Here is a 23,833-nt window from a genome sequence, read left to right as displayed (position 1 = left end):
ATAAAATATAACCCACCCTTCCTCTTATTTATTACAAAAAGTTTATTAGCAATTTTAGCCAACGCTACCATCTGTGATCCTGTTAACATTTTAATTTATTAGAATTAATATAAAATCTTAGACCAAGGATTCATCCTTAATATGATAAGAAACATAGCATTCGAATTATGAATATTTATTTCTTATCAGCCGCGCCATAACTATAAAAGGAACTTATCATTTGAATCAGTTCGATATTATAATTCTGACACACGGTGAAGCTGGGAATTATTTATTATCCAGCAGCGAAATGATTGTAGGTAAAACAAAAAATTCCACGTCGCTTTCTCTGCAGCCTGGAATGTCACCTGAAACACTTATGCTACAAGTAAAAGCGGTACTCAGGCCTGGTATTGATACGATCATATTCACAGATATCTATGGCGGAACGCCATCAAATATTGCCCTCCTTCTTTCTAAAGATTTTCCCATTCGCTGTATCAGCGGTGTCAATTTGGCTATGTTAATCGAAGCCAACATGTTACAGGATTCTGACGAAATACTTACCTTTGAAGAATATGTTCAACATGTACATGATGCGGGTAAAGAAATGGTTCAAACTTATTACTTTAATAAAGGATGATAAACTATGAGTATAGTACATGCCCGTATTGATTACCGTTTAATTCATGGACAAGTTATAACAAAATGGTTAAAAAGAAGTGATGCTAATAAAATAATTGTCATTGATGACCCTTTATCACGCGATCCTTTTCTTGCCGAAGTCTATAAGATGGCAGCGCCAAGTGGCGTCGAAGTAATAATGACATCTATTGAAGATGTATTACAGCGCTGGAATAGCAATAACTTCTATGAAGGAAAGCTATTAATACTTTTCAAATCGATCGATTCTGCATTACAAACCATACAAGGTGGTTTAATACTAGAGGAATTACAGGTCGGCGGCGTTGAAAACACTCCAGGAAGGAAAATAGTTTTCAATCAAATATCACTCAATCATGAAGATGCCGACAAACTTCAAATCATCGAAGATAAGAATATAAAAGTTTATTTCCAAACTATTCCTGAAGAAGATCCTGCCAGCCTACAAAAAATCAAAAATAAGTTACCTTAATTAAGGAGAGGAACTTATGTCTATTTTTACCGCAGCAATTATTGCCTTGGTATATTGGATATCCCAGGCAAAAGTATGGTACGGTTTTTCTATTATGCGTATGCCATTATCGATAGCACCTATTATGGGACTAATCTTTAATGATATGCCAACCGCTTTATCTGTTGGGGCCACCTTACAGATGATCTATATCGGGAGTATTGCCCCGGGAGGAAACCCTCCTGCCGATGAAGGTTTAGCCTCGTGTATCGCAATCCCAATTGCACTTACCGCAGGTATTAAACCAGAAATTGCTATCTCTTTAGCTATTCCTCTGGGATTGCTGGGCGTGGTTCTGGAAAACGTGCGCAAAACACTGAACACTACGTTTGTCCACATGGCTGACCGCTATGCAGAAAAAGGGGATATCAAAGGCATACAACGCGCAGCCACAATATATCCTCTCCTGTTAGCCTTTCCGATGCGTTTTGTACCGGTATTCATCGCCTGTTTGTACGGCCCGGATGCCATTGCCTCTTTTGTAAACCTGCTTCCCGCCTGGTCGACGAATGGACTGGCGATTGCCGGTAATATTCTGCCTGCACTCGGTTTCGCAATAACCATCATTGTCATCGGTAAAAAACAATATATCCCTCTGTTCATTATCGGCTTTTTCCTCGTGACCTATTCAGGTTTGAATACTATTGGCATCTCTATTTTTGGACTCTGTGCCGTCCTCTTATATATGCAGTCACAAAATGCAAAAGGAACGCAAAATGGATAATACAATTGAGTCAGGATACTCAGCATCCTCACCAATTACGCAAAGAGATGTTCAGATTGTTTGGCTAAAATGGCACGCGTTCTCTGAAACATCTTTGAATTTCGAACGCTTGCAAGCGCTGGCATTTTGTAACGCAATGACAGGGGTATTAGCGAAATTATATCCCGATGAAAAAGATCTCGCTAAAGCCCTACAACGCCATTTAACCATGTTCAACACTCAGGCGAACTGGGGATCGGTTATCGCTGGTATTAGTATTGCGCTGGAGGAAAAAGCAGCTCAGGAACCAGAAGAACAACGTGAAGCAACAACGCAGCTCGTTACGGGTTTAAAAACGGGTCTTATGGGGCCTGTATCAGGTATTGGTGACACGTTAGACTTTGGTACATTGCGCCCCATTGTTATTGGTGTCTGTATCCCGTTTGTTATTCAGGGATACGTTATTGCCGCACTTCTCCCCCTGATTTACCAGGTTGTTTACATGTTTTTCGCCAGTCGATTTGCACTCAATATCGGCTATAAAAAAGGGAAAGAATCAATCCTGGAAATCCTGCATTCTGGTAGCATTCATCGAATCATTGAAGGCGCAGGAATGTTCGGGTTGTTGATGATGGGGGCGCTTTCAGCAACATATGTAAAAATTAAGACGCCATTGCACATTACAACCGGTGGCGGTAATACCATCGTCTTGCAGGATATGCTGGATAAAATTGTACCTAACATGTTGCCGCTTATTGCCGTGTTGGGTATTTATTTTTACATACAAAAGTGTGGCCCACATTTCTTACGCATTCTGGTAACTATTCTGTTTTTAAGCCTGGCGTTTTCTTTCTTTGGAGTTTTATAAAATGAAAAAGATAACTATCACGCCAAGACCTTTTATTGATAAAGGCAAAGTCTATATTGAAAAACTACAATCTGCAGGTTATGACGTTGAATGTAATACCAGTGGAGGTCGATATAGCAAGGAAGAACTCATCGAGAAAATTAAATATGCAGATGCCATTATTACCGGCAACGATCCTTTAGACAGAGAAGTGATTGATCAGGCCAAAAACTTGAAGGTTATATCGAAATATGGTGTAGGGTTAGACAATATAGATGTCGATTACGCGAATAGAAAAGGCATCGTAGTGCACAAAGCTCTCAATGCCAATTCTATTTCCGTTGCAGAGATGGCCATCCTGATGATGCTCTCCAGTTGCCGAAAATATGTCGAAACCGAGAATCAAGCCAGAAATGGTCAGGATGTCAGGCTTGTCGGTCATGAGCTATATCAAAAAACGCTGGGATTAATTGGGCTTGGTGCAATTGGTCAGCATGTTGCCCATATTGCTCATTCTCTTGGAATGATTATCACCGCCTATGATCCCTATCTCGATAAAAATAAAGTTCCATCTTATATAGAGCTTAAATCACTGGATGATATTTATCATCATAGCGACATCCTTTCTCTACATTTGCCGTTACTGGATAATACTCGTAATCTGATCAACGAGACGGTATTCGATAAAATAAAACCCTCGGCCATTTTAATTAACACAGCAAGGGGGGGATTGGTTGATGAAGAATCTTTATATAGCGCACTTATTAATCAGAAAATAGCCTTTGCCAGCGAAGATATTGAGTTGAAGGAATGTTCAGCAAAAATTAAAGAACTAAAAAATTATTCTATTACACCTCATGCTGCTTCATTCACCAATGAGGCCGAGCATAACACCATGCAAATTTCTATTAAAAATGTCCTACAGGAACTGGAGAAAGAATAATGAAAGAGCTTAAAGGGATTATTACCGCAATGGTAACGCCTTTCGATGAAATGGAAAAAATGGACATTTCAGCAGCAAAAAAAATGGCACGTTGGTTAGTCGATAAAGGCGTACACGGCTTGTTTATTTGCGGAACGAACGGTGAGTTTCATTTGCTCTCCGATGACGAAAAAGTTGAACTAACAAAAGCCGTAGTTGAAGAAGTTGGCAATGAAGTGACTATTTGTGCAGGCGCGGGTTGCTGTAGCACAAAACAAACTATTGAATTAACAAGACGCTTAGTAGATGCAGGTGCCGATTACATTTCCGTTGTGACACCATACTACCTGGTGCCTAACCAGGAAGATTTATACCGCCACTATTATGATATTGCCTTAAGCACAACAGCCCCCATTATTCTTTATAACTTGCCGGGTCAGACAGGGTTGAGTATTGAATATGAAACGGCAAACCGTTTAGCCGATATTGAAAATATCGTAGCGATAAAAGATAGCAGTGGTAAATTTGAAGTTCAGAAACAATATCTGGAAATATCTAAACATAAAAACTTTAAGGTGTTAAATGGCTCAGACTCCTTAATGCTGGATGCATTTAAAGAAGGTTCTGTGGCTGCTGTTGCTGCAACGTCGAATGTTCTGCCTACTATTGAAGTCGATTTATATAACTACTTCATGGCCGGTGAACTGGATAAAGCACAGGAAGAGCGCAACAAGATGGATTCGCTACGCATGACCATTAAAAAAATGACTGCGCCTGCGGTAATGAAGGAAGCACTAAACCTGATGGGCGTGAAAGCCGGTATTACCCGTAGACCAATTCATATGCCAAACGACGCGATCGTCGAAGACATCAAGGAAATGCTAAAAGGCTATAAATTCCTGTAAATGATAAATGCCGGATGCACCTTATCCGGCAAGACAGCAGAAACAAAAACCCCCGGACTCGCTTCCAGGGGTTATCAGGTACAGCTCAACGCGTTGTGCAGTTACGCTTCAATAGCAGCGCGAAGTTTTTTCATCGCGTTCTTTTCAAGCTGACGCACACGCTCGGCGGAAACGCCGTAACGGTCAGCCAGTTCCTGCAACGTAGATTTGTTGTCTTCGTCAAGCCAGCGCGCGCGGATGATGTCCTGGCTACGTTCGTCCAGACCTTGCATCGCGTCGGTCAGACGGTTTGCCGCCTGCTCTTCCCAGTTATCATCTTCAATGCCGTCGGCAAAGTTAGATGATTTATCCTGCAGATAGAGCACCGGAGCCATCGGTTGGCTATCGGAATCGTCGTCGGAAGACATATCGAATGTCATGTCTTGTGCCGCCATACGCGATTCCATCTCACGCACGTCTTTGCTGGTAACGCCCAGTTCGCGAGCCACCATTTCGACTTCATCCTGATTAAACCAGCCCAGACGCTGCTTGGTTTTACGCAGGTTAAAGAACAGTTTGCGCTGTGCTTTGGTCGTCGCAACTTTAACGATACGCCAGTTACGCAGAACGTATTCGTGGATCTCTGCTTTGATCCAGTGGACGGCGAAGGAGACCAGGCGCACACCCACTTCCGGGTTGAAACGGCGCACTGCTTTCATCAGGCCGATGTTACCTTCCTGAATCAAATCCGCCTGTGGCAGGCCATAGCCCGCATAATTACGAGCAATATGAACAACAAACCGCAGGTGAGACAGGATCAGCGTTTTAGCTGCTTCCAGATCGCCATGGTAATGCAGCTTTTCAGCCAGCGCCCGCTCCTCGTCAGCCGACAACATCGGCCACGCGTTAGCTGCCCGGATGTAGGAATCCAGGTTGCCAACAGGGGCTAAAGCTAAACTTTGCATTTTGTCAGTCATTCAAATCCTCTCAATCGATATCTTCTGGCGCCTCAGTGGTAGCAACAACTGTGCCAGAGCTTAAGAGCAACGAGATTATCATTCACAGTTTTATCAGACCGTGATTTTATCCACAAGTTCAATGCTGGCTTGTGAATAAATTACGCACAAAATGTGACATAGAGATGAAATACCGGGAAGAGACAACGGGGTCTCTTTCCCTGCTACGGAACCCATTGCAGGGAAAGAGTATAGCACGCTTTTATTATTCCGGCGTAAAGTGGCGTAAATGCTGCACCGTGGCAAGCCACGCTGCCACCCAGCCAATCATCGAACACACCAGCAACAACAACAGGCATTCATCGAAAGATAACCCATTGATATCAAACTTCGTTCCGAATACCTGTGCCACTTCTGCAACCGCCGATGACAAACGTAGCACCAGGATTTCTGACAAAATTAATGACAGCAATGCGCCAGAAAATCCCAGCAGCGCACCACCGTACAGGAACGGGCGAAGGATGAAACCATCCGTCGCGCCAATCAGTTTCTGCACGTTTATAGAATCACGACGGGCAAAAATGCTCAGACGCACACTGTTGCCGATAACAAGGAACACTGCCGCCACCATCAGCACGCCGATCATTGCCGAAACACGCCCAACCAGCCCAGTCAGCGCGGTCAGACGGGCAAACCAGCTATCGTCCATTCGCACTTCATCAATGCCGTTAATCTGGGTAATACGGTCACGTAGCGTATTCAGTGACTCCGTACCCTGAAAATCGAGTTTCGGGATCACCACCGCTACTGCCGGAAGCGGGTTTTCCTCCAGCATATCCAGCGCACCGCCAAAACCAGACCAATTACGGAACTCGCCCAGCGCGTCTTCACGAGAAAGATAATTCACTTTCTCCACGCCCTGCTCGGCCTGTAGCTGCGCAACCACCCCCGCTGCGGCATCATCGTCCAGCGTTTTTTGCAGATAAACGGTGATTTGCGGTGACGGATAATATTGCGTCGCCGCATGGTTGACGTTTTTGTACACCATATAACAAACGCTGGGCAGCGTCAGGGAGATGGCGATCACCATCACCGTTAAAAACGTGGCGAACGGTTTGCTTTTTAGATCCTGCAAAGCACCGTGGAACGCATAGCGCACCTGTTCGTTGAAAACATTGGTTTTGCGATTCGCCGGTTTCGGTGATGACTTCGCTCGTTTCGGCGCGTTACGACCACCGTCGCCAGAGCCGCCGACCGATTTACGGAAGCGATCCAGACGTCCACCGAACTGGCGAATATTATTAATTGCATCGCGCTTATTCATGGGTCACGCCTCCATGCAAGTGACCATCGCTCAGAGTGAGCATGCGATAGGAACGCCGCGAAATCAGGTTAATATCGTGCGTTGCCATTAATACTGTTACTCCAACGCGGTTAAACTCTTCAAACAAACGTAAAATCCCTTCTGACAGCGCGTCGTCCAGGTTACCGGTCGGTTCATCCGCCAGCAGTACCGCAGGTTTGTTAACCACCGCACGGGCAATGCCAACGCGTTGTTGTTCACCGCCAGAAAGCTGAATAGGAAAGTTCTTCGCTTTGTCCAGTAGCCCGACTTTATCCAGCGCCGCCGATACACGGCGACGGATATCGTCACCACTGGCACCGGCGATAATCAGCGGGATCGCCACGTTATCGTAGACAGTACGATCCATCAGCAGATGGTGATCCTGGAAAATCATACCGATCTGGCGGCGCAGAAACGGAACTTCACGGTTTTTCAGACGCGTGATGTCATGGCCGCTAAACCAGATTTTCCCGGCGCTGGGCCGCTCAATCCCACAGATCAGCTTCAGGAGGGTACTTTTCCCTGCGCCGGAATGACCGGTCAGAAACGCCATCTCACCCGGCTGCATATGGAACGTCACGCCCTGCAGCGCCTGCCTCCCACCGAGATAAGCCTTGCTGACATGTTCAAAGCGAATCATTTTTAGTCCTCTCGGGCAAAAAGTGCCTCAATAAAGTCGTCCGCTTTAAACGGACGCAAATCCTCAATACGTTCGCCTACACCAATATAGCGGATAGGAATACCAAACTGGTCAGCCACCGAGAAAATTACCCCGCCTTTCGCCGTGCCGTCCAGTTTCGTCAGCGTGATACCGGTTAAGCCAACCGCTTCGTGGAACAGTTTGGCCTGGCTTACCGCATTCTGCCCGGTGCTGGCGTCGATAGTCAGCATAACTTCATGCGGAGCTTCAACGTCGAGTTTCTTCATCACGCGAACGATTTTCTTCAGCTCTTCCATCAGGTGCGATTTGTTCTGCAAACGTCCGGCGGTATCGGCAATCAGGACATCAACATTACGCGCCTTAGCGGCCTGAATGGCATCGAAGATAACAGAGGCGGAGTCCGCACCGGTATGCTGGGCAATCACCGGAATATTATTGCGCTGTCCCCAGACCTGAAGCTGCTCAACCGCTGCCGCACGGAAAGTATCGCCTGCCGCCAGCATTACCGACTTGCCCTGCTGCTCAAACTGACGCGCCAGCTTGCCGATGGTCGTGGTTTTACCCACACCGTTGACGCCCACCATCAGGATCACGAATGGTGTTTTGCCTTCGACATTCAGAGGCTCATCAACCTTCGCCAGAATCTCACCCATCTCTTCTTTCAGCAGGCCGTAGAGCGCCTCAGCATCGCGAAGCTGCTTGCGTGATGCGCCTTCTGTCAGATTGGTGATGATTTTGCGTGTGGTTTCCACGCCCACATCGGCAATCAAAAGCTGTTCTTCCAGCTCTTCAAACAGATCATCGTCGATTTTTTTCCCACGGAACAGGCTGATAAATCCGGAACCGAGGTTTTCTTTCGTTTTTAACAGGCTGCGCTTCAGGCGCGCGAAGAAACCTTCTTTGGTTGGTTTTTCCTGTTCCTGAGCGATTTCTTTAACCGGCTGATCTTCTTCTGCCGGAGTAACCACCATCACCGCCTCTTCTACCGCTTCGGCGGCCAGTGCCTGCGCTTCCAGCTCTTCGTCAGTGATTTCTTCTTGCGCCGCTTGTTCTTCCGCCGCGTCGACAATCTCCACGGTTTCCGCTTCTGCCTGCCATTCTTCTGGCGAAACTTCCTGGGCTTTGACTTCTTCCGGCAGCGGCAGTTCTTCACGCTCAATAGCCACCGGTTCCGGCGTGACTTCAGGTTCAACTACCGGCGCTGGCGCTTCTTCAACTATAGATTCCGGCTCTGCAATAACTTCCGGTTCGCTAACAGCTTCAGGCTGCACTTTCTCACTTTCGACAACCTGTTCGCTTACTTCCACCACTTCGGCAGCAAAAGTTTCCGCCCCGGCTTCAGTATGAACCTGCGGCTGCTCTTCAACAGCTTGTTCAGCTACTTTCGCAGGCTCTTCTGCCTGAACGATTTCTTCTACAACCTGTTGTTCATTTTGGACTTCTGTCTCTTTTTCCGGGGTCTGCTCTTTTTGACCAAAGCCCAGCCAGGAAAAAAAGCCACGTTTTTTTTCTTTCGCCATCTGCGACTATACTCCTCGCTGTTGCTTCATGGCACAGCGTTCACGCTATGTACATAGCAGCTAAAAAAATGATGAAATAGTCTATCACTTAACTTATTCCACATCACCGCCTGCAATTATGTGTTATCTGGCGGATTGAGCACTTTATCATGAAAAAACCGAATCATTCCGGCAGCGGTCAAATCCGCATTATTGGCGGGCAGTGGCGAGGCCGTAAACTCCCGGTTCCTGATAGCCCAGGTCTACGCCCCACTACTGATCGCGTACGTGAAACCTTGTTTAACTGGCTAGCGCCGATAATTGTTGATGCGCAATGTCTGGATTGCTTCGCAGGTAGCGGGGCTCTGGGGCTGGAAGCCTTGTCACGCTACGCTGCGGGAGCTACGCTGGTTGAGATGGATCGTGCAGTATCTCAGCAGTTAATCAAGAATCTGGCGACGCTGAAAGCAGGCAATGCGCGAGTCGTGAACACCAATGCGATGTCTTTTCTGATGCAAAAAGGAACGCCGCATAATATTGTGTTTGTTGACCCACCGTTCCGCCGTGGCTTGTTGGAAGAAACCATTAATTTACTGGAAAACAACGGCTGGCTGGCTGATGAAGCCTGGGTTTATGTTGAAAGTGAAGTAGAAAATGGCCTGCCCACCGTTCCGGCAAACTGGTCGTTGTATCGCGAAAAAGTGGCGGGTCAGGTCGCTTATCGGTTGTATCAGCGTGAAACACAAGGAGAAAGTGATGCTGATTAATATTGGACGTTTGTTAATGCTCTGCGTTTGGGGATTTTTAATCCTCAATCTTTTTCAACCATTCCCACGCCCGCTGAATATTTTCGTTAATGTCGCGCTGATTTTTACGGTTCTGATGCATGGTATGCAACTGGCGCTGTTGAAATCGACCTTACCGAAAGATGGCCCACAGATGACCACTGCCGAAAAGGTGCGTATTTTCCTTTTCGGCGTGTTTGAACTGCTGGTCTGGCAGAAGAAATTTAAAGTTAAAAAATAACCTTATTGCTCGCCAACAAAGCTGACAAAACGCGTTCCTTTAAAGCTCAACGTACCTTTATCACCCACCGTCAGGGCATGGTACTGTTGAGCGTCAAGACGGAACGTCTGCTCCAGTCCGCCGCTTTGCGGTTTGAAACTCGCCTCATAACGCAGACTGGTGCCAGCCGGTATCACTTCCTGCTGACGCGAACGACGATCGTTAATCGGTGTTTCTCGCTTATTGCTCACCACCACCAGTTGTTGCTGGAGCGGTGCCATATCATTATCAGCTTTTTCCCGTCGCTGCTGCATAAAGCGAAACGATGCGGCGACAATGATTAAGCCAATGATAACAATAAAGAAAAGAGGTGCCTTGCTCATCTTTATCCCTCATCGGAAAATGCGGAAATAAGCATACCCTGCCAGTTATGGTGTTGTCATCCGTCCACCCTCGCCACTAAACTGGAAGCAAGACTGTAGGCATTCCGCTTACGAAAAAATAACGAATTCAAGGAACTAAGATGCTTTGGTCGTTTATCGCTGTCTGTCTTTCCGCATGGCTATCTGTGGATGCATCGTACCGTGGGCCAACCTGGCAACGCTGGCTATTTAAACCGTTAACCCTTCTTCTCCTGCTATTGCTGGCCTGGCAGGCACCAATGTTCGACGCGATTAGTTATCTGGTGCTGGCGGGGCTGTGTGCGTCACTGCTGGGTGATGCGTTAACCCTGTTACCACGCCAGCGTCTGATGTACGCCATCGGCGCGTTTTTCCTCTCACACCTGCTGTACACCATCTATTTCGCCAGCCAGATGACGCTCTCCTTCTTCTGGCCGTTGCCGCTGGTACTGCTGGTGCTGGGCGCGCTATTACTGGCCATTATCTGGACGCGTCTGGAAGAGTTCCGTTGGCCTGTCTGTACTTTTGTCGGTATGACGCTGGTAATGGTGTGGCTGGCAGGTGAGCTGTGGTTCTTCCGCCCGACCGCTCCCGCACTCTCTGCTTTTATGGGCGCTGCACTGCTGTTCATCAGTAACTTTGTCTGGCTGGGTAGTCACTATCGCCGCCGCTTCCGTGCGGATAACGCCATTGCAGCGGCTTGCTATTTTGCCGGTCACTTCCTCATCGTCCGCTCACTGTATCTCTGATAAAACTTGACTCTGGAGTCGACTCCAGAGTGTATCCTTCGGTTAATGAGAAAAAACTTAACCGGAGGATGCCATGTCGACTCCTGACAATCACGGCAAAAAAGCCCCTCAATTTGCCGCGTTCAAACCGCTAACCACGGCACAGAACGCCAACGACTGTTGCTGCGACGGTGCATGTTCCAGCACGCCAACACTCTCTGAAAAAGTCTCCGGCACTCGCTATAGCTGGAAAGTCAGCGGCATGGACTGTGCCGCCTGTGCGCGCAAAGTAGAAAATGCCGTGCGCCAGCTTTCTGGCGTGAATCAGGTACAGGTGTTATTCGCTACCGAAAAACTGGTGGTTGATGCCGACAATGACATCCGTGCGCAAGTTGAATCGGCGGTGCAAAAAGCGGGCTATTCCCTGCGCGATGAACAGGCCGCCGAAGAGCCAAAAGAATCACGCCTGAAAGAGAATCTACCGCTGATTACGCTCATTGTGATGATGGCGATCAGTTGGGGACTGGAGCAATTTAATCATCCGTTCGGTCAACTGGCGTTTATCGCCACCACGTTGGTTGGGCTGTACCCGATTGCTCGCCAGGCGTTGCGCTTAATTAAATCCGGCAGCTATTTTGCTATTGAAACGTTAATGAGCGTAGCCGCCATCGGCGCGCTGTTTATTGGCGCAACGGCAGAAGCCGCGATGGTATTGCTGCTGTTTTTGATTGGTGAACGGCTGGAAGGTTGGGCCGCCAGCCGCGCACGTCAAGGCGTCAGCGCATTAATGGCGTTGAAACCAGAAACCGCCACGCGCCTGCGTAACGGCGAACGTGAAGAAGTGGCGATTAACAGCCTGCGCCCTGGCGACGTGATTGAAGTTGCTGCGGGCGGGCGTTTACCTGCCGACGGTAAACTACTCTCACCATTTGCCAGTTTTGATGAAAGCGCCCTTACCGGCGAATCCATCCCTGTGGAACGCACAACAGGCGATAAAGTCCCTGCAGGTGCCACCAGCGTCGACCGACTGGTTACACTGGAAGTGCTATCAGAACCGGGTGCCAGCGCCATTGACCGCATTCTGAAACTGATCGAAGAGGCCGAAGAGCGCCGCGCACCGATTGAGCGATTTATCGACCGTTTCAGCCGTATTTACACGCCTGCGATTATGGCCGTCGCCCTGCTGGTGACGCTGGTGCCACCGCTGCTGTTTGCTGCAAGCTGGCAGGAGTGGATTTATAAAGGGCTGACGTTGTTACTGATTGGCTGCCCGTGTGCGTTAGTTATCTCCACGCCTGCGGCGATTACCTCCGGGCTGGCAGCAGCGGCGCGTCGTGGGGCGTTAATTAAAGGCGGCGCGGCGCTGGAGCAGTTAGGTCGTGTTACCCAGGTGGCGTTTGATAAAACCGGTACGCTAACCGTCGGTAAACCGCGCGTTACCGCGATGCATCCGGCAACCGGTGTTAGCGAATCTGAACTCCTGGCGCTGGCGGCAGCGGTGGAGCAAGGGGCAACACATCCACTGGCGCAGGCCATAGTTCGTGAAGCGCAAGTTGCCGCACTCAGCATTCCTGGCGCAGAGTCACAGCGAGCGCTGGTCGGCTCTGGCATTGAAGCGCTGGTCAACGGCGATCGGGTGCTGATATGCGCCGCAGGGAAACATCCTGCCGAAGCATTCGCCGGTTTGATTAACGAACTGGAAAGCGCCGGACAAACGGTAGTGCTGGTGGTGCGTAACGATGACGTGCTTGGTGTGATTGCGTTGCAGGATACGCTACGCGCCGACGCCGCAACTGCCATCAGTGAACTAAACGCGCTGGGCGTTAAAGGGGTGATCCTCACCGGCGATAATCCGCGTGCAGCGGCAGCCATTGCCGGTGAACTGGGGCTGGAGTTTAAAGCTGGATTACTGCCGGAAGATAAAGTCAAAGCCGTGACCGAGTTGAATCAACATGCGCCACTGGCGATGGTGGGCGACGGTATTAACGACGCACCAGCCATGAAAGCCGCAGCCATTGGGATTGCAATGGGTAGCGGCACAGACGTGGCGCTGGAAACCGCCGATGCAGCGTTAACGCATAACCACCTGCGTGGTCTGGTGCAGATGATTGAACTGGCACGCGCAACTCACGCCAATATCCGCCAGAACATCACTATTGCGCTAGGGCTGAAAGGGATCTTCCTCGTCACTACACTCTTGGGTATGACCGGCCTGTGGCTTGCGGTGCTGGCAGACACGGGGGCGACGGTGCTGGTAACGGCGAATGCGTTGCGGTTGTTACGCAGGAAGTAAAGGTGTTGCCTGATAGCCTCTGGCTATCAGGCTTAACGCTGGGGCGGGAACGGCGGCATAGTCAGGAAAGCGTAATATAGCGCTAACATCAGAATGACGGAGATAACACTGAATGCAGCAACCAGGCGAGATGCTAATGATGGCCTTTTGAACATCAACCACAGGGCATAAGCAAGCCCGACGCCGTTGAGTAAAGGTAAAAATATCATTAGCCAGAGCCAACCCCATGCAAGTACCCCCAGCCATCCCCCACGACGATAAAAACAGGGAGCTGCCAATTGGGGGCGAATATCGCGAGCAATCCCAGCAATCCCAGACAAACTGGAATTAAATAATCCATTTGTGCATTCCATTACACTTGCTTGCCGGATGCGGCGTAAACGCCTTATCCGGCCTACACAGAGCATCGAACTCGTAGGCATGATAAGACGCGACAGCGTCGCATCAGGCATTGTGCACCATATCGCCAGATGCAGCTTAAACGCTTTATTCGTTATACAAACCGGTTGCAAGCCGCAAAATTGAGCGCGATCGACCCCCTCGCCCCTCTGGGGTGAGGGTTAAGGTGAGAGGAAAAGGCGGCATCGAAGCCAATCTGCCCCCATCAGCCACCTTTGCGAATCAAATAACGATAAGGCAGTCCGTCCGTCTCTTTGGCCACCAGTTCGTGTTCCATAAAGGTACAAAACCCAGGAATATCGCGGGTCGTGGCCGGATCATCGGCAATAATCAGCAACGTTTCGCCAGGCTGCATATTACGCACGGTTTTACGCACCATCATCACCGGTTCCGGGCAGCGCAGGCCTAGTGCGTCAAGTGTGTGGTCAGGGCTGGAAAAGAGATCGGTCATTTTCTTCTCGTCACATAAAAAAACGGCGCTAGTTTACGCCCTGCGAGTCCGTAAGCAAACCAGGTTAACGATTGCGTGAAAATTAACCATTGCATTGTTAACACAAAGCAGTATCATGCGGCGGCTCGAAAAAAGGGTAAGCACGTTATTATCTCACTATAAAATAACGTGCCGTACGTATTGGGTTCCCTCACCCCAATGGTTAATCAAAAAGGTACAATATGAACGCTTTCTCGCAAACTCAACGCTATAAGGCGTTGTTCTGGTTATCGTTATTTCATCTACTGGTGATCACCTCCAGTAACTATCTGGTACAGCTTCCGGTCTCTATTTTCGGTTTTCATACCACCTGGGGCGCGTTTAGCTTTCCGTTTATTTTTCTTGCTACCGACCTGACCGTGCGTATTTTTGGCGCGCCGCTGGCTCGTCGTATCATCTTTGCGGTGATGATCCCCGCGTTGCTGATCTCCTACGTCATCTCGTCGCTGTTTTATATGGGTTCATGGCAGGGATTCGGCGCTCTCGCCCACTTCAACCTGTTTGTCGCCCGTATCGCTACCGCCAGCTTTATGGCCTACGCGCTGGGACAGATCCTCGACGTACACGTCTTTAACCGTCTGCGTCAGAGTCGTCGTTGGTGGCTGGCACCGACGGCTTCCACACTTTTCGGTAACGTCAGCGACACATTGGCCTTCTTCTTTATTGCTTTCTGGCGCAGTCCGGATGCCTTTATGGCCGAACACTGGATGGAAATCGCGCTGGTTGATTACTGTTTCAAAGTGTTAATTAGCATCGTTTTCTTCCTGCCAATGTATGGCGTATTACTCAATATGCTATTGAAAAGACTGGCAGATAAATCCGAAATCAACGCTTTGCAGGCCAGTTAAAGGTTCGTTATCAGACTTGTGATAAGATGGATGAATGAGCCGTTATGGCCGTTTATCAAAAGGAAGATGTCAATGCGCAATCTGGTTAAATATGTCGGAATTGGCCTGCTGGTTATGGGGCTTGCGGCCTGTGATGATAAAGACACTAACGCTACAGCGGAAAGCACAGTCGCGGAAAGTAACGCTACCGCGAATACCGTCAACCTGCTTGATGGCAAGTTAAGCTTCTCGCTGCCAGCAGATATGACCGACCAGAGCGGTAAGCTGGGAACACAGGCCAATAACATGCACGTCTGGTCCGACGCCACTGGGCAGAAAGCAGTGATTATTATTATGGGCGATGATCCGAAAGAAGACCTGGCTGTGCTGGCGAAGCGTCTGGAAGATCAGCAACGTAGCCGCGATCCACAACTGCAAGTGGTGACTAACAAAGCCATTGAGCTGAAAGGTCACAAAATGCAGCAGTTAGACAGCATCATCTCCGCTAAAGGCCAGACGGCGTACTCTTCCGTCATTCTGGGTAACGTGGGAAATCAAATGCTGACGATGCAAATCACGCTGCCTGCTGACGATCAGCAAAAAGCGCAGACCACCGCAGAAAACATCATTAATACACTGGTGATTCAGTAATTTTAAGATGATGAAACGGCCTCCGGTACTTGCTCCGGAGGCCGTTTTTTTAATCGCCACGTCAGCAATAACGCGATTGCTACCAATCCCGCCGCCGCCAGATAAATCACTGGCACACCTGCCCAACTCATCACCAGCCCAGCCAGCGGCCCGGTCACGCCCAGCGATAAATCCATAAACACAGTATAGGTTGCCAGCGCCGCCCCCTGATTCTGCTGAGGCACCGCTTTTACCGCCACCACGCCCAACGCCGGGAACACCAGCGAAAATCCCGCCCCCGCCAGTAGGACGCCGATTTTCGCCATCCACGGCATGGTCGCCACGCCAACCAATAGCAGGCCGATAATCTCAACGCTAAAGCAGATCATCGCCACGTTTAAGCCGCCAATACGATTAATACCGTTAGGGAATAACAGCCGCGTACCGACAAATGCACAGCTAAACAGCGTCAGCGCGAAAGCTGCGCCGTCCCAACCTTTAGCGTCATAAAACAGTGTGATAAAAGTGGCGATGACACCAAATCCGGCGGAAGCTAACGCCAGTGCCATGCCGTATAGCCAGACGCGCCCAAGCACCGCGCGAAACGGCAGCGGCTTGCCTTTGTTGGCTTTCACTGAAGGACGCGGGATCGCCAACAGAATTGCCACCAGTGCCACGCCCATAATGATTAACGCCAGCGCCTGCAAACCGCCCCAGTGATAAAACAGCACGCCCAACGGCGCGCCCATAGCCATCGCCCCGTAAGTGACAATGCCGTTCCAGGAAATGACTCGCCCGATATGCAGCGAACCAACCACGCCAACGCCCCACAGTGTCGAGCCGGTTCCGGCAAAACTTTGTCCAATGCCGAGAATTACACGCCCCAGACACAGTAATAACAGGCTGATGACGGGCAGACTGGCGGTTAATCCTGCCGTCAGATACCCCAGACCACTCAAAAAGCAGCCGCACAGACCAAAGATGACTATCTTTTTTGGCCCCAGCAAATCGGCGTAACGGCCGGCATGAGGACGACTCAGCAAGGTGGCGAAATATTGCAGGCTGATAACCAGCCCCGCCCAGAAGGCGCTAAAACCCATCACATCATGGACATAGCCCGGCAATACAGCGAGCGGCAACCCGATGGTAAGGTAGCTGGCGAAGTTAAACATGACAATGGAGACAATGCGCAAATTCAGGCGCAATCCGTTAAATGCCGGTTCGGCAACGGGTTCGGGCATGAGGATCACCACGTTTTTACAACAGTGTTTCATTTTTACCACGTGCTGACGTGGAAATCAGCAGTAAGAATCAGAATATTGCTGGCGTGACTCCCGCTACACTTAATACAAAAAGTCACAAGGAAGCCCCAATGGAAACCCCTCAACCCGATAAAACGGGTATGCACATCCTGCTGAAGCTGGCCTCACTGGTGGTGATCCTCGCGGGTATTCACGCAGCAGCAGATATCATAGTGCAACTGTTGCTGGCGCTGTTTTTCGCCATTGTCCTCAACCCGCTGGTCACCTGGTTTATTCGTCGCGGAGTCCAGCGTCCCGTTGCCATTACGATTGTGGTGGTAGTAATGCTGATCGCACTTACCGCGCTGGTCGGCGTGCTGGCGGCATCGTTTAACGAATTTATCTCCATGTTGCCGAAATTTAACAAGGAACTGACGCGTAAACTCTTTAAATTACAAGAAATGTTGCCATTTCTTAATCTGCATATGTCGCCGGAACGGATGCTTCAGCGGATGGACTCAGAAAAACTCGTAACATTCACCACTGCGCTAATGACCGGACTTTCCGGGGCAATGGCGAGCGTGCTTTTGCTGGTGATGACCGTGGTTTTCATGCTGTTTGAAGTGCGCCACGTGCCTTACAAAATGCGCTTTGCGCTGAATAACCCACAGATTCACATCGCGGGATTACACCGCGCACTTAAAGGCGTTTCGCATTATCTGGCCTTGAAGACGCTGTTAAGTTTATGGACGGGCGTGATCGTCTGGTTAGGGCTGGCGCTGCTGGACGTACAGTTTGCACTGATGTGGGCAGTTCTGGCGTTTTTGCTCAACTACGTGCCCAATATCGGCGCGGTGATCTCCGCCGTGCCGCCGATGATTCAAGTGCTGCTGTTTAATGGCGTTTACGAATGCATCCTGGTCGGCGCACTGTTTTTAATCGTCCATATGATCATCGGCAATATTTTAGAACCACGGATGATGGGCCATCGCCTTGGAATGTCCACCATGGTGGTGTTTCTTTCATTGTTAGTCTGGGGATGGCTGCTCGGCCCGATTGGCATGCTACTTTCAGTACCACTAACCAGCGTGTGTAAAATCTGGATGGAAACCACGGAAGGCGGCAGCAAACTGGCGATTTTACTGGGACCAGGCAGACCGAAAAGTCGGTTACCGGGATGAGGCGACAAGTGATACGATACGCACTTTCCATCATAATTAAACGTTGGCCCTGATATGTATCGGATAGTTCTGGGGAAAGTTTCGACCTTAAGCGCAGCTCCACTGCCACCGGCTTTGCGCGATCAAGCACCGCAAGGCCCACGGCGAGAACGCTGGCTGGCGGGGCGTGCATTGCTTTCGCACACGCTTTCTCCACTACCGGACATCATCTACGGTGAACAAGGGAAACCCGCCTTCCCCCCGGAAACGCCGCTCTGGTTCAACTTAAGTCATAGCGGTGACGATATCGCCCTGCTGTTGAGCGATGAAGGTGAAGTCGGCTGTGATATCGAAGTGATTCGCCCGCGCGCCAACTGGCGTTGGCTGGCGAACGCGGTGTTCAGCCTCGGAGAACATGCCGAAATGGACGCTGTGCATCCTGACCAACAACTGGAAGTGTTCTGGCGTATCTGGACACGCAAAGAAGCCATCGTTAAACAGCGTGGCGGCAGCGCCTGGCAAATCGTCAGCGTAGACAGCACCTACCAGTCATCGCTGTCAGTCAGCCATTGCCAGCTCGACAATTTAAGCCTGGCAATCTGCACCCCTACTCCCTTTACGCTCGCCGCCGACAGTGTGCAATGGATCGATTCACTTAACTGATCCGCCCGTCCGACTGCCTATATCTTGATCCAGAACAGGTTATCAGTATGACGAATACTTAAAATCGTCATACTTATTTCCGCCATCTATTTTAATCCATTGGGGTTACCATGTTCTCCACACTCCGCCGCACTCTGTTTGCGCTGCTGGCTTGTGCGTCTTTTATCGTCCATGCCGCCGCGCCAGATGAAATCACCACCGCCTGGCCGGTGAACGTCGGGCCACTAAACCCGCACCTTTACACGCCTAACCAGATGTTCGCCCAGAGCATGGTTTATGAACCATTGGTGAAATATCAGGCAGACGGTTCGGTGACCCCGTGGCTGGCAAAAAGCTGGACCCATTCGGAAGATGGCAAAACCTGGACCTTCACCCTGCGTGATGACGTGAAATTCTCTAATGGTGAACCGTTCGATGCAGAGGCCGCAGCAGAAAACTTCCGCGCAGTGCTCGATAACCGTCAACGTCACGCCTGGCTGGAGCTGGCAAATCAGATTGTTGGTGTCAAAGCACTCAGCAAAACCGAGCTACAAATCACCCTGAAAAGCGCCTACTATCCTTTCCTGCAAGAACTGGCTCTGCCGCGCCCTTTCCGCTTTATCGCTCCGTCACAATTTAAAAACCACGAAACCATGAACGGGATTAAAGCCCCGATTGGCACCGGGCCGTGGGTTTTGCAGGAATCGAAACTGAATCAATACGATATCTTCGTCCGTAACGAAAACTACTGGGGTGAAAAACCGGCAATTAAAAAGATCACCTTCAACGTGATCCCCGACCCGACTACTCGCGCGGTAGCTTTCGAAACCGGTGATATCGACCTGCTGTACGGTAATGAAGGGCTGCTGCCACTCGATACCTTCGCCCGCTTTAGCCAGACCCCGGCTTACCACACTCAACTGTCACAACCGATCGAAACTGTGATGCTGGCGCTTAATACCGCCAAAGCCCCTACCAACGAGCTGGCAGTGCGGGAAGCGCTCAATTACGCCGTAAACAAAAAATCGCTGATTGATAACGCATTGTATGGCACCCAGCAGGTTGCCGACACTCTGTTTGCCCCTTCTGTGCCTTACGCTAATCTCGGCCTGAAGCCGCGCCAGTACGATCCACAGAAAGCGAAAGATTTGCTGGAAAAAGCAGGCTGGACGCTGCCTGCGGGCAAAGATATCCGCGAGAAAAACGGTCAGCCGCTGCGCATTGAACTGTCGTTCATCGGCACCGATGCGTTAAGCAAATCAATGGCAGAAATCATTCAGGCCGATATGCACCAGATTGGCGCTGATATCACATTAATTGGAGAAGAAGAGAGCAGTATCTACGCCCGCCAGCGTGACGGTCGATTTGGCATGATTTTCCACCGCACCTGGGGCGCGCCATACGATCCACACGCTTTCCTGAGTTCGATGCGCGTACCGTCGCACGCTGACTTCCAGGCACAGCAAGGATTAGCCGACAAGCCGCTGATTGATAAAGAGATTGGCGAAGTGCTGGCGACCCATGACGAAACACAACGTCAGGCACTATATCGCGACATTCTGACCCGTCTGCACGACGAGGCGGTTTATCTGCCAATCAGCTATATCTCGATGATGGTGGTGGCAAAACCGGAACTGGGCAACATCCCCTACGCGCCGATTGCCACTGAAATTCCGTTCGAACAGATTAAACCGGTGAAACCTTAATGTTGCGTTATGTATTGCGCCGCTTTCTGCTGCTGATCCCGATGGTGCTTGCCGCCTCGGTGATCATTTTTCTGATGCTACGCCTCGGCACCGGCGATCCAGCGCTCGATTATCTGCGTCTGTCCAACCTGCCGCCGACGCCGGAAATGCTGGCTTCTACCCGCACAATGCTCGGTCTGGATCAGCCGCTGTACGTGCAATACGGCACCTGGCTGTGGAAGGCGCTACATCTTGATTTTGGTGTCTCATTCGCCAGCCAACGCCCGGTGCTGGACGATATGCTGAATTTCCTGCCCGCCACGCTGGAACTGGCAGGCGCGGCGCTGGTGTTAATTCTGCTCACTTCCGTGCCACTCGGTATCTGGGCGGCGCGCCATCGCGATCGCCTGCCCGATTTCGCCGTGCGTTTTATCGCGTTTCTCGGCGTGTCGATGCCTAACTTCTGGCTGGCATTTTTGCTGGTGATGGGGTTTTCGGTGTATCTGCAATGGCTGCCCGCGATGGGCTACGGCGGCTGGCAGCACCTCATTTTACCTGCGGTATCCATCGCCTTTATGTCGCTGGCGATAAACGCACGTCTGCTGCGCGCCAGTATGCTCGACGTCGCCGGTCAGCGTCACGTGACCTGGGCGCGGCTACGCGGTCTGAACGACAAACAGACCGAACGCCGTCACATCCTGCGCAATGCCTCGCTGCCGATGATCACCGCCGTGGGGATGCACATTGGCGAACTGATCGGCGGGACAATGATTATCGAAAATATCTTTGCCTGGCCGGGCGTCGGCCGTTACGCCGTGTCGGCAATTTTTAACCGTGACTATCCGGTCATTCAGTGTTTTACGCTGATGATGGTGGTGGTTTTTGTGGTCTGTAATTTGATTGTTGATTTGATCAATGCTGCGCTGGACCCGCGTATTCGTCGTCATGAAGGAGCGCACGCGTGAACTTTTTCCTCTCTTCCCGCTGGTCGGTACGTCTGGCGCTGATCATTATCGCCCTGCTGGCGCTGATTGCGCTCACCAGCCAGTGGTGGCTACCGTATGATCCACAGGCGATTGATCTGCCTTCTCGCCTGCTTTCGCCAGATGCGCAGCACTGGTTGGGCACTGATCATTTAGGCCGCGATATTTTCTCGCGGCTGATGGCGGCGACTCGCGTGTCGCTCGGCTCAGTAATGGCCTGCCTGCTGCTGGTACTGACGTTAGGGTTGATTATTGGCGGTAGTGCCGGGCTGATTGGCGGGCGCGTCGATCAGGCCACCATGCGCGTTGCGGATATGTTTATGACCTTCCCGACCTCGATTCTGTCGTTCTTTATGGTCGGCGTACTCGGCACCGGGCTAACCAACGTGATTATCGCCATCGCCCTGTCGCACTGGGCGTGGTACGCACGTATGGTGCGCAGCCTGGTGATTTCACTGCGCCAACGCGAGTTTGTGCTGGCGTCACGGCTTTCTGGCGCGGGCCATGTGCGGGTGTTTGTCGACCATCTGGCAGGCGCGGTGATCCCTTCGCTGCTGGTACTGGCAACGCTGGATATCGGCCATATGATGCTGCACGTGGCGGGAATGTCCTTCCTCGGCCTCGGCGTGACCGCGCCGACCGCCGAATGGGGCGTGATGATTAACGACGCGCGCCAGTATATCTGGACTCAGCCGCTGCAAATGTTCTGGCCGGGGCTGGCGCTGTTTATCAGCGTGATGGCCTTTAACCTGGTGGGTGACGCACTGCGCGATCATCTGGATCCTCATCTGGTGACGGAGCACGCACACTAATGCCGCAACAGATTGAACTGCGCGATATCGCGCTACAGGCCGCAAAGCCGCTGGTGCACGGTGTATCGTTAACCCTGCAACGCGGGCGCGTGCTGGCGTTAGTTGGCGGTAGCGGCTGCGGGAAATCATTAACCTGCGCCGCGACGCTGGGCATTCTACCCGCAGGCGTTCGCCAGACGGCTGGGGAAATTTTAGCCGATGGCAAACCGGTTTCTCCCTGCACCCTGCGCGGTGTCAAAATTGCTACCATCATGCAAAACCCACGCAGCGCCTTTAATCCGCTGCACACCATGCACACCCACGCGCGGGAAACCTGCCAGGCGTTAGGGAAACCCGCCGATGACGCCACGCTTATCGCAGCCATAGAAGCAGTGGGGCTGGAAAACGCTGCGCGCGTGCTGAAGCTGTACCCGTTCGAGATGAGCGGCGGCATGTTGCAGCGCATGATGATTGCGATGGCAGTGCTGTGTGAATCACCGTTTATCATCGCTGATGAACCGACTACCGACCTTGATGTGGTGGCGCAGGCGCGCATCCTTGAGCTGCTGGAAAGCATTATGCAAAAGCAGGCTCCGGGAATGTTGCTGGTCACTCATGATATGGGCGTAGTGGCGCGTCTGGCGGACGATGTAGCAGTGATGTCACACGGTAAGATTGTCGAACAGGGCGATGTCGAAACGCTGTTTAACGCGCCGCAACATCCGGTGACGCGCAGCCTGGTTTCCGCTCATCTCGCGCTTTACGGTATGGAGCTGGCATCATGACTTTACTTAACGTTTCCGGCCTTTCACATCACTATGCGCACGGTGGATTTAGCGGTAAGCACCAGCATCAGGCGGTACTGAATAACGTTTCTCTGACCCTGAAAAGCGGTGAAACTGTCGCCTTGCTGGGGCGCAGCGGCTGTGGGAAAAGTACTCTCGCACGGCTGCTGGTGGGTTTAGAGTCGCCGTCGCAGGGCACGATTAGCTGGCGCGGTGAACCGCTGGCGAAGCTCAATCGCGCCCAGCGTAAAGCGTTCCGCCGTGATATTCAGATGGTGTTTCAGGACTCCATCAGCGCCGTTAACCCACGCAAAACCGTGCGCGAGATCCTGCGTGAGCCGATGCGTCACCTGTTATCGCTGAAAAAATCGGAGCAACTGGCGCGCGCCAGCGAAATGCTGAATGCGGTAGATCTCGACGACAGCGTGCTCGACAAGCGCCCACCGCAGTTAAGCGGCGGTCAACTCCAGCGCGTCTGCCTGGCGCGCGCGCTGGCGGTCGAACCGAAACTGCTGATTCTGGATGAAGCCGTTTCTAACCTTGATCTCGTGTTACAGGCGGGCGTCATTCGTCTACTGAAAAAGCTGCAACAACAATTTGGCACCGCCTGCCTGTTCATCACCCACGACTTACGCCTGGTAGAACGTTTTTGCCAGCGGGTAATGGTGATGGACAACGGGCAAATCGTCGAAACCCAGGTGGTGGGAGAGAAATTAACCTTTTCCTCTGACGCCGGACGTGTGCTACAAAACGCGGTATTACCCGCATTCCCCGTGCGCCGTCGCGCCACAGAAAAGGTTTAA

Annotated in this window: 26 protein-coding genes and 1 pseudogene; 19 read left to right on the top strand and 8 right to left on the bottom strand. The window is 51.0% G+C overall.

The window, feature by feature from the left end:
* Positions 1-220: 220 nt before the first annotated feature.
* From A9587_RS18225 to dapA, 6 genes are read left to right on the top strand one after another with little or no spacing between them, the layout of a single operon-like run.
* Complete coding sequence (locus A9587_RS18225) at positions 221-622, top strand: PTS sugar transporter subunit IIA (protein ID WP_038354349.1); 402 nt, start codon at positions 221-223, stop codon at positions 620-622.
* Between the two features lie 6 nt (positions 623-628).
* On the top strand, positions 629-1,114 hold the full coding sequence (locus tag A9587_RS18220; RefSeq protein WP_000029258.1) for a PTS system mannose/fructose/N-acetylgalactosamine-transporter subunit IIB: 486 nt from the start codon (positions 629-631) through the stop codon (positions 1,112-1,114).
* A 16-nt stretch (positions 1,115-1,130) separates the two neighbouring features.
* A complete protein-coding gene (locus A9587_RS18215; protein ID WP_000021881.1) occupies positions 1,131-1,877 on the top strand; it encodes a PTS mannose/fructose/sorbose/N-acetylgalactosamine transporter subunit IIC in 747 nt (248 codons plus the stop codon).
* Positions 1,870-2,724: a PTS system mannose/fructose/sorbose family transporter subunit IID gene (locus A9587_RS18210; RefSeq protein WP_000370586.1), complete on the top strand. Its 855-nt coding sequence runs from the start codon at positions 1,870-1,872 to the stop codon at positions 2,722-2,724. The genes A9587_RS18215 and A9587_RS18210 overlap by 8 nt, the downstream gene beginning before the upstream one ends.
* Position 2,725: 1 nt before the next feature.
* On the top strand, positions 2,726-3,646 hold the full coding sequence (locus A9587_RS18205) for a phosphoglycerate dehydrogenase (protein WP_105263310.1): 921 nt from the start codon (positions 2,726-2,728) through the stop codon (positions 3,644-3,646).
* Positions 3,646-4,530 carry a 4-hydroxy-tetrahydrodipicolinate synthase gene (gene dapA / locus A9587_RS18200; RefSeq protein WP_001517269.1) on the top strand — a complete coding sequence of 295 codons (885 nt, stop codon included), beginning with the start codon at positions 3,646-3,648 and terminating at the stop codon, positions 4,528-4,530. Before A9587_RS18205 ends, dapA begins: the two co-directional genes overlap by 1 nt.
* Positions 4,531-4,631: 101 nt before the next feature.
* On the opposite strand, the gene rpoH is transcribed toward dapA, so the two are convergent.
* From rpoH to ftsY, 4 genes are all read right to left on the bottom strand, one after another.
* Complete coding sequence (gene rpoH, locus A9587_RS18195) at positions 4,632-5,486, bottom strand: RNA polymerase sigma factor RpoH (RefSeq protein ID WP_000130220.1); 855 nt, start codon at positions 5,484-5,486, stop codon at positions 4,632-4,634.
* Between the two features lie 244 nt (positions 5,487-5,730).
* Positions 5,731-6,789, bottom strand: a complete 1,059-nt coding sequence (gene ftsX / locus A9587_RS18190; RefSeq protein WP_001042022.1) for a permease-like cell division protein FtsX — start codon at positions 6,787-6,789, stop codon at positions 5,731-5,733.
* The gene (gene ftsE, locus A9587_RS18185; protein WP_000617724.1) at positions 6,782-7,450 is read right to left on the bottom strand and encodes a cell division ATP-binding protein FtsE; all 669 of its coding nucleotides are present in this window, start codon (positions 7,448-7,450) and stop codon (positions 6,782-6,784) included. Before ftsE ends, ftsX begins: the two co-directional genes overlap by 8 nt.
* A gap of 2 nt (positions 7,451-7,452) precedes the next feature.
* Positions 7,453-8,991: a signal recognition particle-docking protein FtsY gene (gene ftsY / locus A9587_RS18180; RefSeq protein WP_001040682.1), complete on the bottom strand. Its 1,539-nt coding sequence runs from the start codon at positions 8,989-8,991 to the stop codon at positions 7,453-7,455.
* Between the two features lie 149 nt (positions 8,992-9,140).
* Here ftsY and rsmD point away from each other — a divergent pair, with 149 nt between their 5' ends.
* A complete protein-coding gene (gene rsmD, locus A9587_RS18175) occupies positions 9,141-9,737 on the top strand; it encodes a 16S rRNA (guanine(966)-N(2))-methyltransferase (protein WP_000743180.1) in 597 nt (198 codons plus the stop codon).
* A complete protein-coding gene (locus A9587_RS18170; protein ID WP_001517271.1) occupies positions 9,727-9,996 on the top strand; it encodes a DUF1145 family protein in 270 nt (89 codons plus the stop codon). The genes rsmD and A9587_RS18170 overlap by 11 nt, the downstream gene beginning before the upstream one ends.
* Before the next feature lie 2 nt (positions 9,997-9,998).
* Here the strand turns inward: A9587_RS18170 and A9587_RS18165 are convergent, their stop codons facing one another.
* Entirely contained in the window at positions 9,999-10,358 is a 360-nt protein-coding gene (locus tag A9587_RS18165; RefSeq protein WP_000030471.1) for a DUF2500 domain-containing protein, read from the bottom strand.
* A 140-nt stretch (positions 10,359-10,498) separates the two neighbouring features.
* Between A9587_RS18165 and A9587_RS18160 the strand changes: the two genes are divergently transcribed.
* Together A9587_RS18160 and zntA are read left to right on the top strand one after the other, a co-directional pair.
* On the top strand, positions 10,499-11,125 hold the full coding sequence (locus A9587_RS18160) for a lysoplasmalogenase (RefSeq protein ID WP_000964706.1): 627 nt from the start codon (positions 10,499-10,501) through the stop codon (positions 11,123-11,125).
* Positions 11,126-11,198: 73 nt separating this feature from the next.
* Positions 11,199-13,397 (top strand): Zn(II)/Cd(II)/Pb(II) translocating P-type ATPase ZntA, encoded by a 2,199-nt coding sequence (zntA, locus tag A9587_RS18155; protein ID WP_000106513.1) that lies wholly within the window; start codon positions 11,199-11,201, stop codon positions 13,395-13,397.
* A 32-nt stretch (positions 13,398-13,429) separates the two neighbouring features.
* On the opposite strand, the pseudogene A9587_RS18150 reads toward zntA, so the two are convergent.
* Both A9587_RS18150 and tusA read right to left on the bottom strand, forming a co-directional pair.
* A pseudogene (locus tag A9587_RS18150) lies at positions 13,430-13,737 on the bottom strand (hypothetical protein).
* Between the two features lie 264 nt (positions 13,738-14,001).
* Positions 14,002-14,247, bottom strand: a complete 246-nt coding sequence (tusA, locus tag A9587_RS18145) for a sulfurtransferase TusA (RefSeq protein ID WP_000130621.1) — start codon at positions 14,245-14,247, stop codon at positions 14,002-14,004.
* 221 nt (positions 14,248-14,468) lie between these two features.
* On the opposite strand from tusA, the gene A9587_RS18140 reads away from it, so the two are divergent.
* Both A9587_RS18140 and dcrB read left to right on the top strand, forming a co-directional pair.
* Positions 14,469-15,134, top strand: coding sequence for a 7-cyano-7-deazaguanine/7-aminomethyl-7-deazaguanine transporter (locus A9587_RS18140; protein ID WP_000991081.1), 666 nt, complete (start codon positions 14,469-14,471; stop codon positions 15,132-15,134).
* 72 nt (positions 15,135-15,206) lie between these two features.
* Positions 15,207-15,764: a phage sensitivity protein DcrB gene (dcrB, locus tag A9587_RS18135; protein WP_001245289.1), complete on the top strand. Its 558-nt coding sequence runs from the start codon at positions 15,207-15,209 to the stop codon at positions 15,762-15,764.
* Between the two features lie 2 nt (positions 15,765-15,766).
* On the opposite strand, the gene A9587_RS18130 is transcribed toward dcrB, so the two are convergent.
* Entirely contained in the window at positions 15,767-17,017 is a 1,251-nt protein-coding gene (locus A9587_RS18130; protein ID WP_001517276.1) for an MFS transporter, read from the bottom strand.
* A 98-nt stretch (positions 17,018-17,115) separates the two neighbouring features.
* On the opposite strand from A9587_RS18130, the gene A9587_RS18125 reads away from it, so the two are divergent.
* From A9587_RS18125 to nikE, 7 genes are all read left to right on the top strand, one after another.
* Complete coding sequence (locus A9587_RS18125; protein WP_010381063.1) at positions 17,116-18,165, top strand: AI-2E family transporter; 1,050 nt, start codon at positions 17,116-17,118, stop codon at positions 18,163-18,165.
* Positions 18,166-18,219: 54 nt separating this feature from the next.
* The gene (gene acpT / locus A9587_RS18120; protein ID WP_105263311.1) at positions 18,220-18,807 is read left to right on the top strand and encodes a 4'-phosphopantetheinyl transferase AcpT; all 588 of its coding nucleotides are present in this window, start codon (positions 18,220-18,222) and stop codon (positions 18,805-18,807) included.
* Positions 18,808-18,917: 110 nt separating this feature from the next.
* Positions 18,918-20,492 (top strand): nickel ABC transporter substrate-binding protein, encoded by a 1,575-nt coding sequence (nikA, locus tag A9587_RS18115; protein ID WP_105263312.1) that lies wholly within the window; start codon positions 18,918-18,920, stop codon positions 20,490-20,492.
* Positions 20,492-21,436: a nickel ABC transporter permease subunit NikB gene (nikB, locus tag A9587_RS18110; RefSeq protein WP_000947086.1), complete on the top strand. Its 945-nt coding sequence runs from the start codon at positions 20,492-20,494 to the stop codon at positions 21,434-21,436. Before nikA ends, nikB begins: the two co-directional genes overlap by 1 nt.
* The gene (nikC, locus tag A9587_RS18105) at positions 21,433-22,266 is read left to right on the top strand and encodes a nickel ABC transporter permease subunit NikC (protein WP_001008957.1); all 834 of its coding nucleotides are present in this window, start codon (positions 21,433-21,435) and stop codon (positions 22,264-22,266) included. The genes nikB and nikC overlap by 4 nt, the downstream gene beginning before the upstream one ends.
* Positions 22,266-23,030, top strand: coding sequence for a nickel import ATP-binding protein NikD (nikD, locus tag A9587_RS18100; RefSeq protein WP_105263313.1), 765 nt, complete (start codon positions 22,266-22,268; stop codon positions 23,028-23,030). The genes nikC and nikD overlap by 1 nt, the downstream gene beginning before the upstream one ends.
* Positions 23,027-23,833, top strand: a complete 807-nt coding sequence (gene nikE / locus A9587_RS18095) for a nickel import ATP-binding protein NikE (protein ID WP_000173709.1) — start codon at positions 23,027-23,029, stop codon at positions 23,831-23,833. Before nikD ends, nikE begins: the two co-directional genes overlap by 4 nt.

Source organism: Escherichia sp. MOD1-EC6162 (assembly GCF_002965125.1).
GTDB classification, from domain to species: Bacteria; Pseudomonadota; Gammaproteobacteria; order Enterobacterales; family Enterobacteriaceae; genus Escherichia; species Escherichia marmotae.
This window is presented reverse-complemented; position numbering and strand designations above follow the sequence as displayed.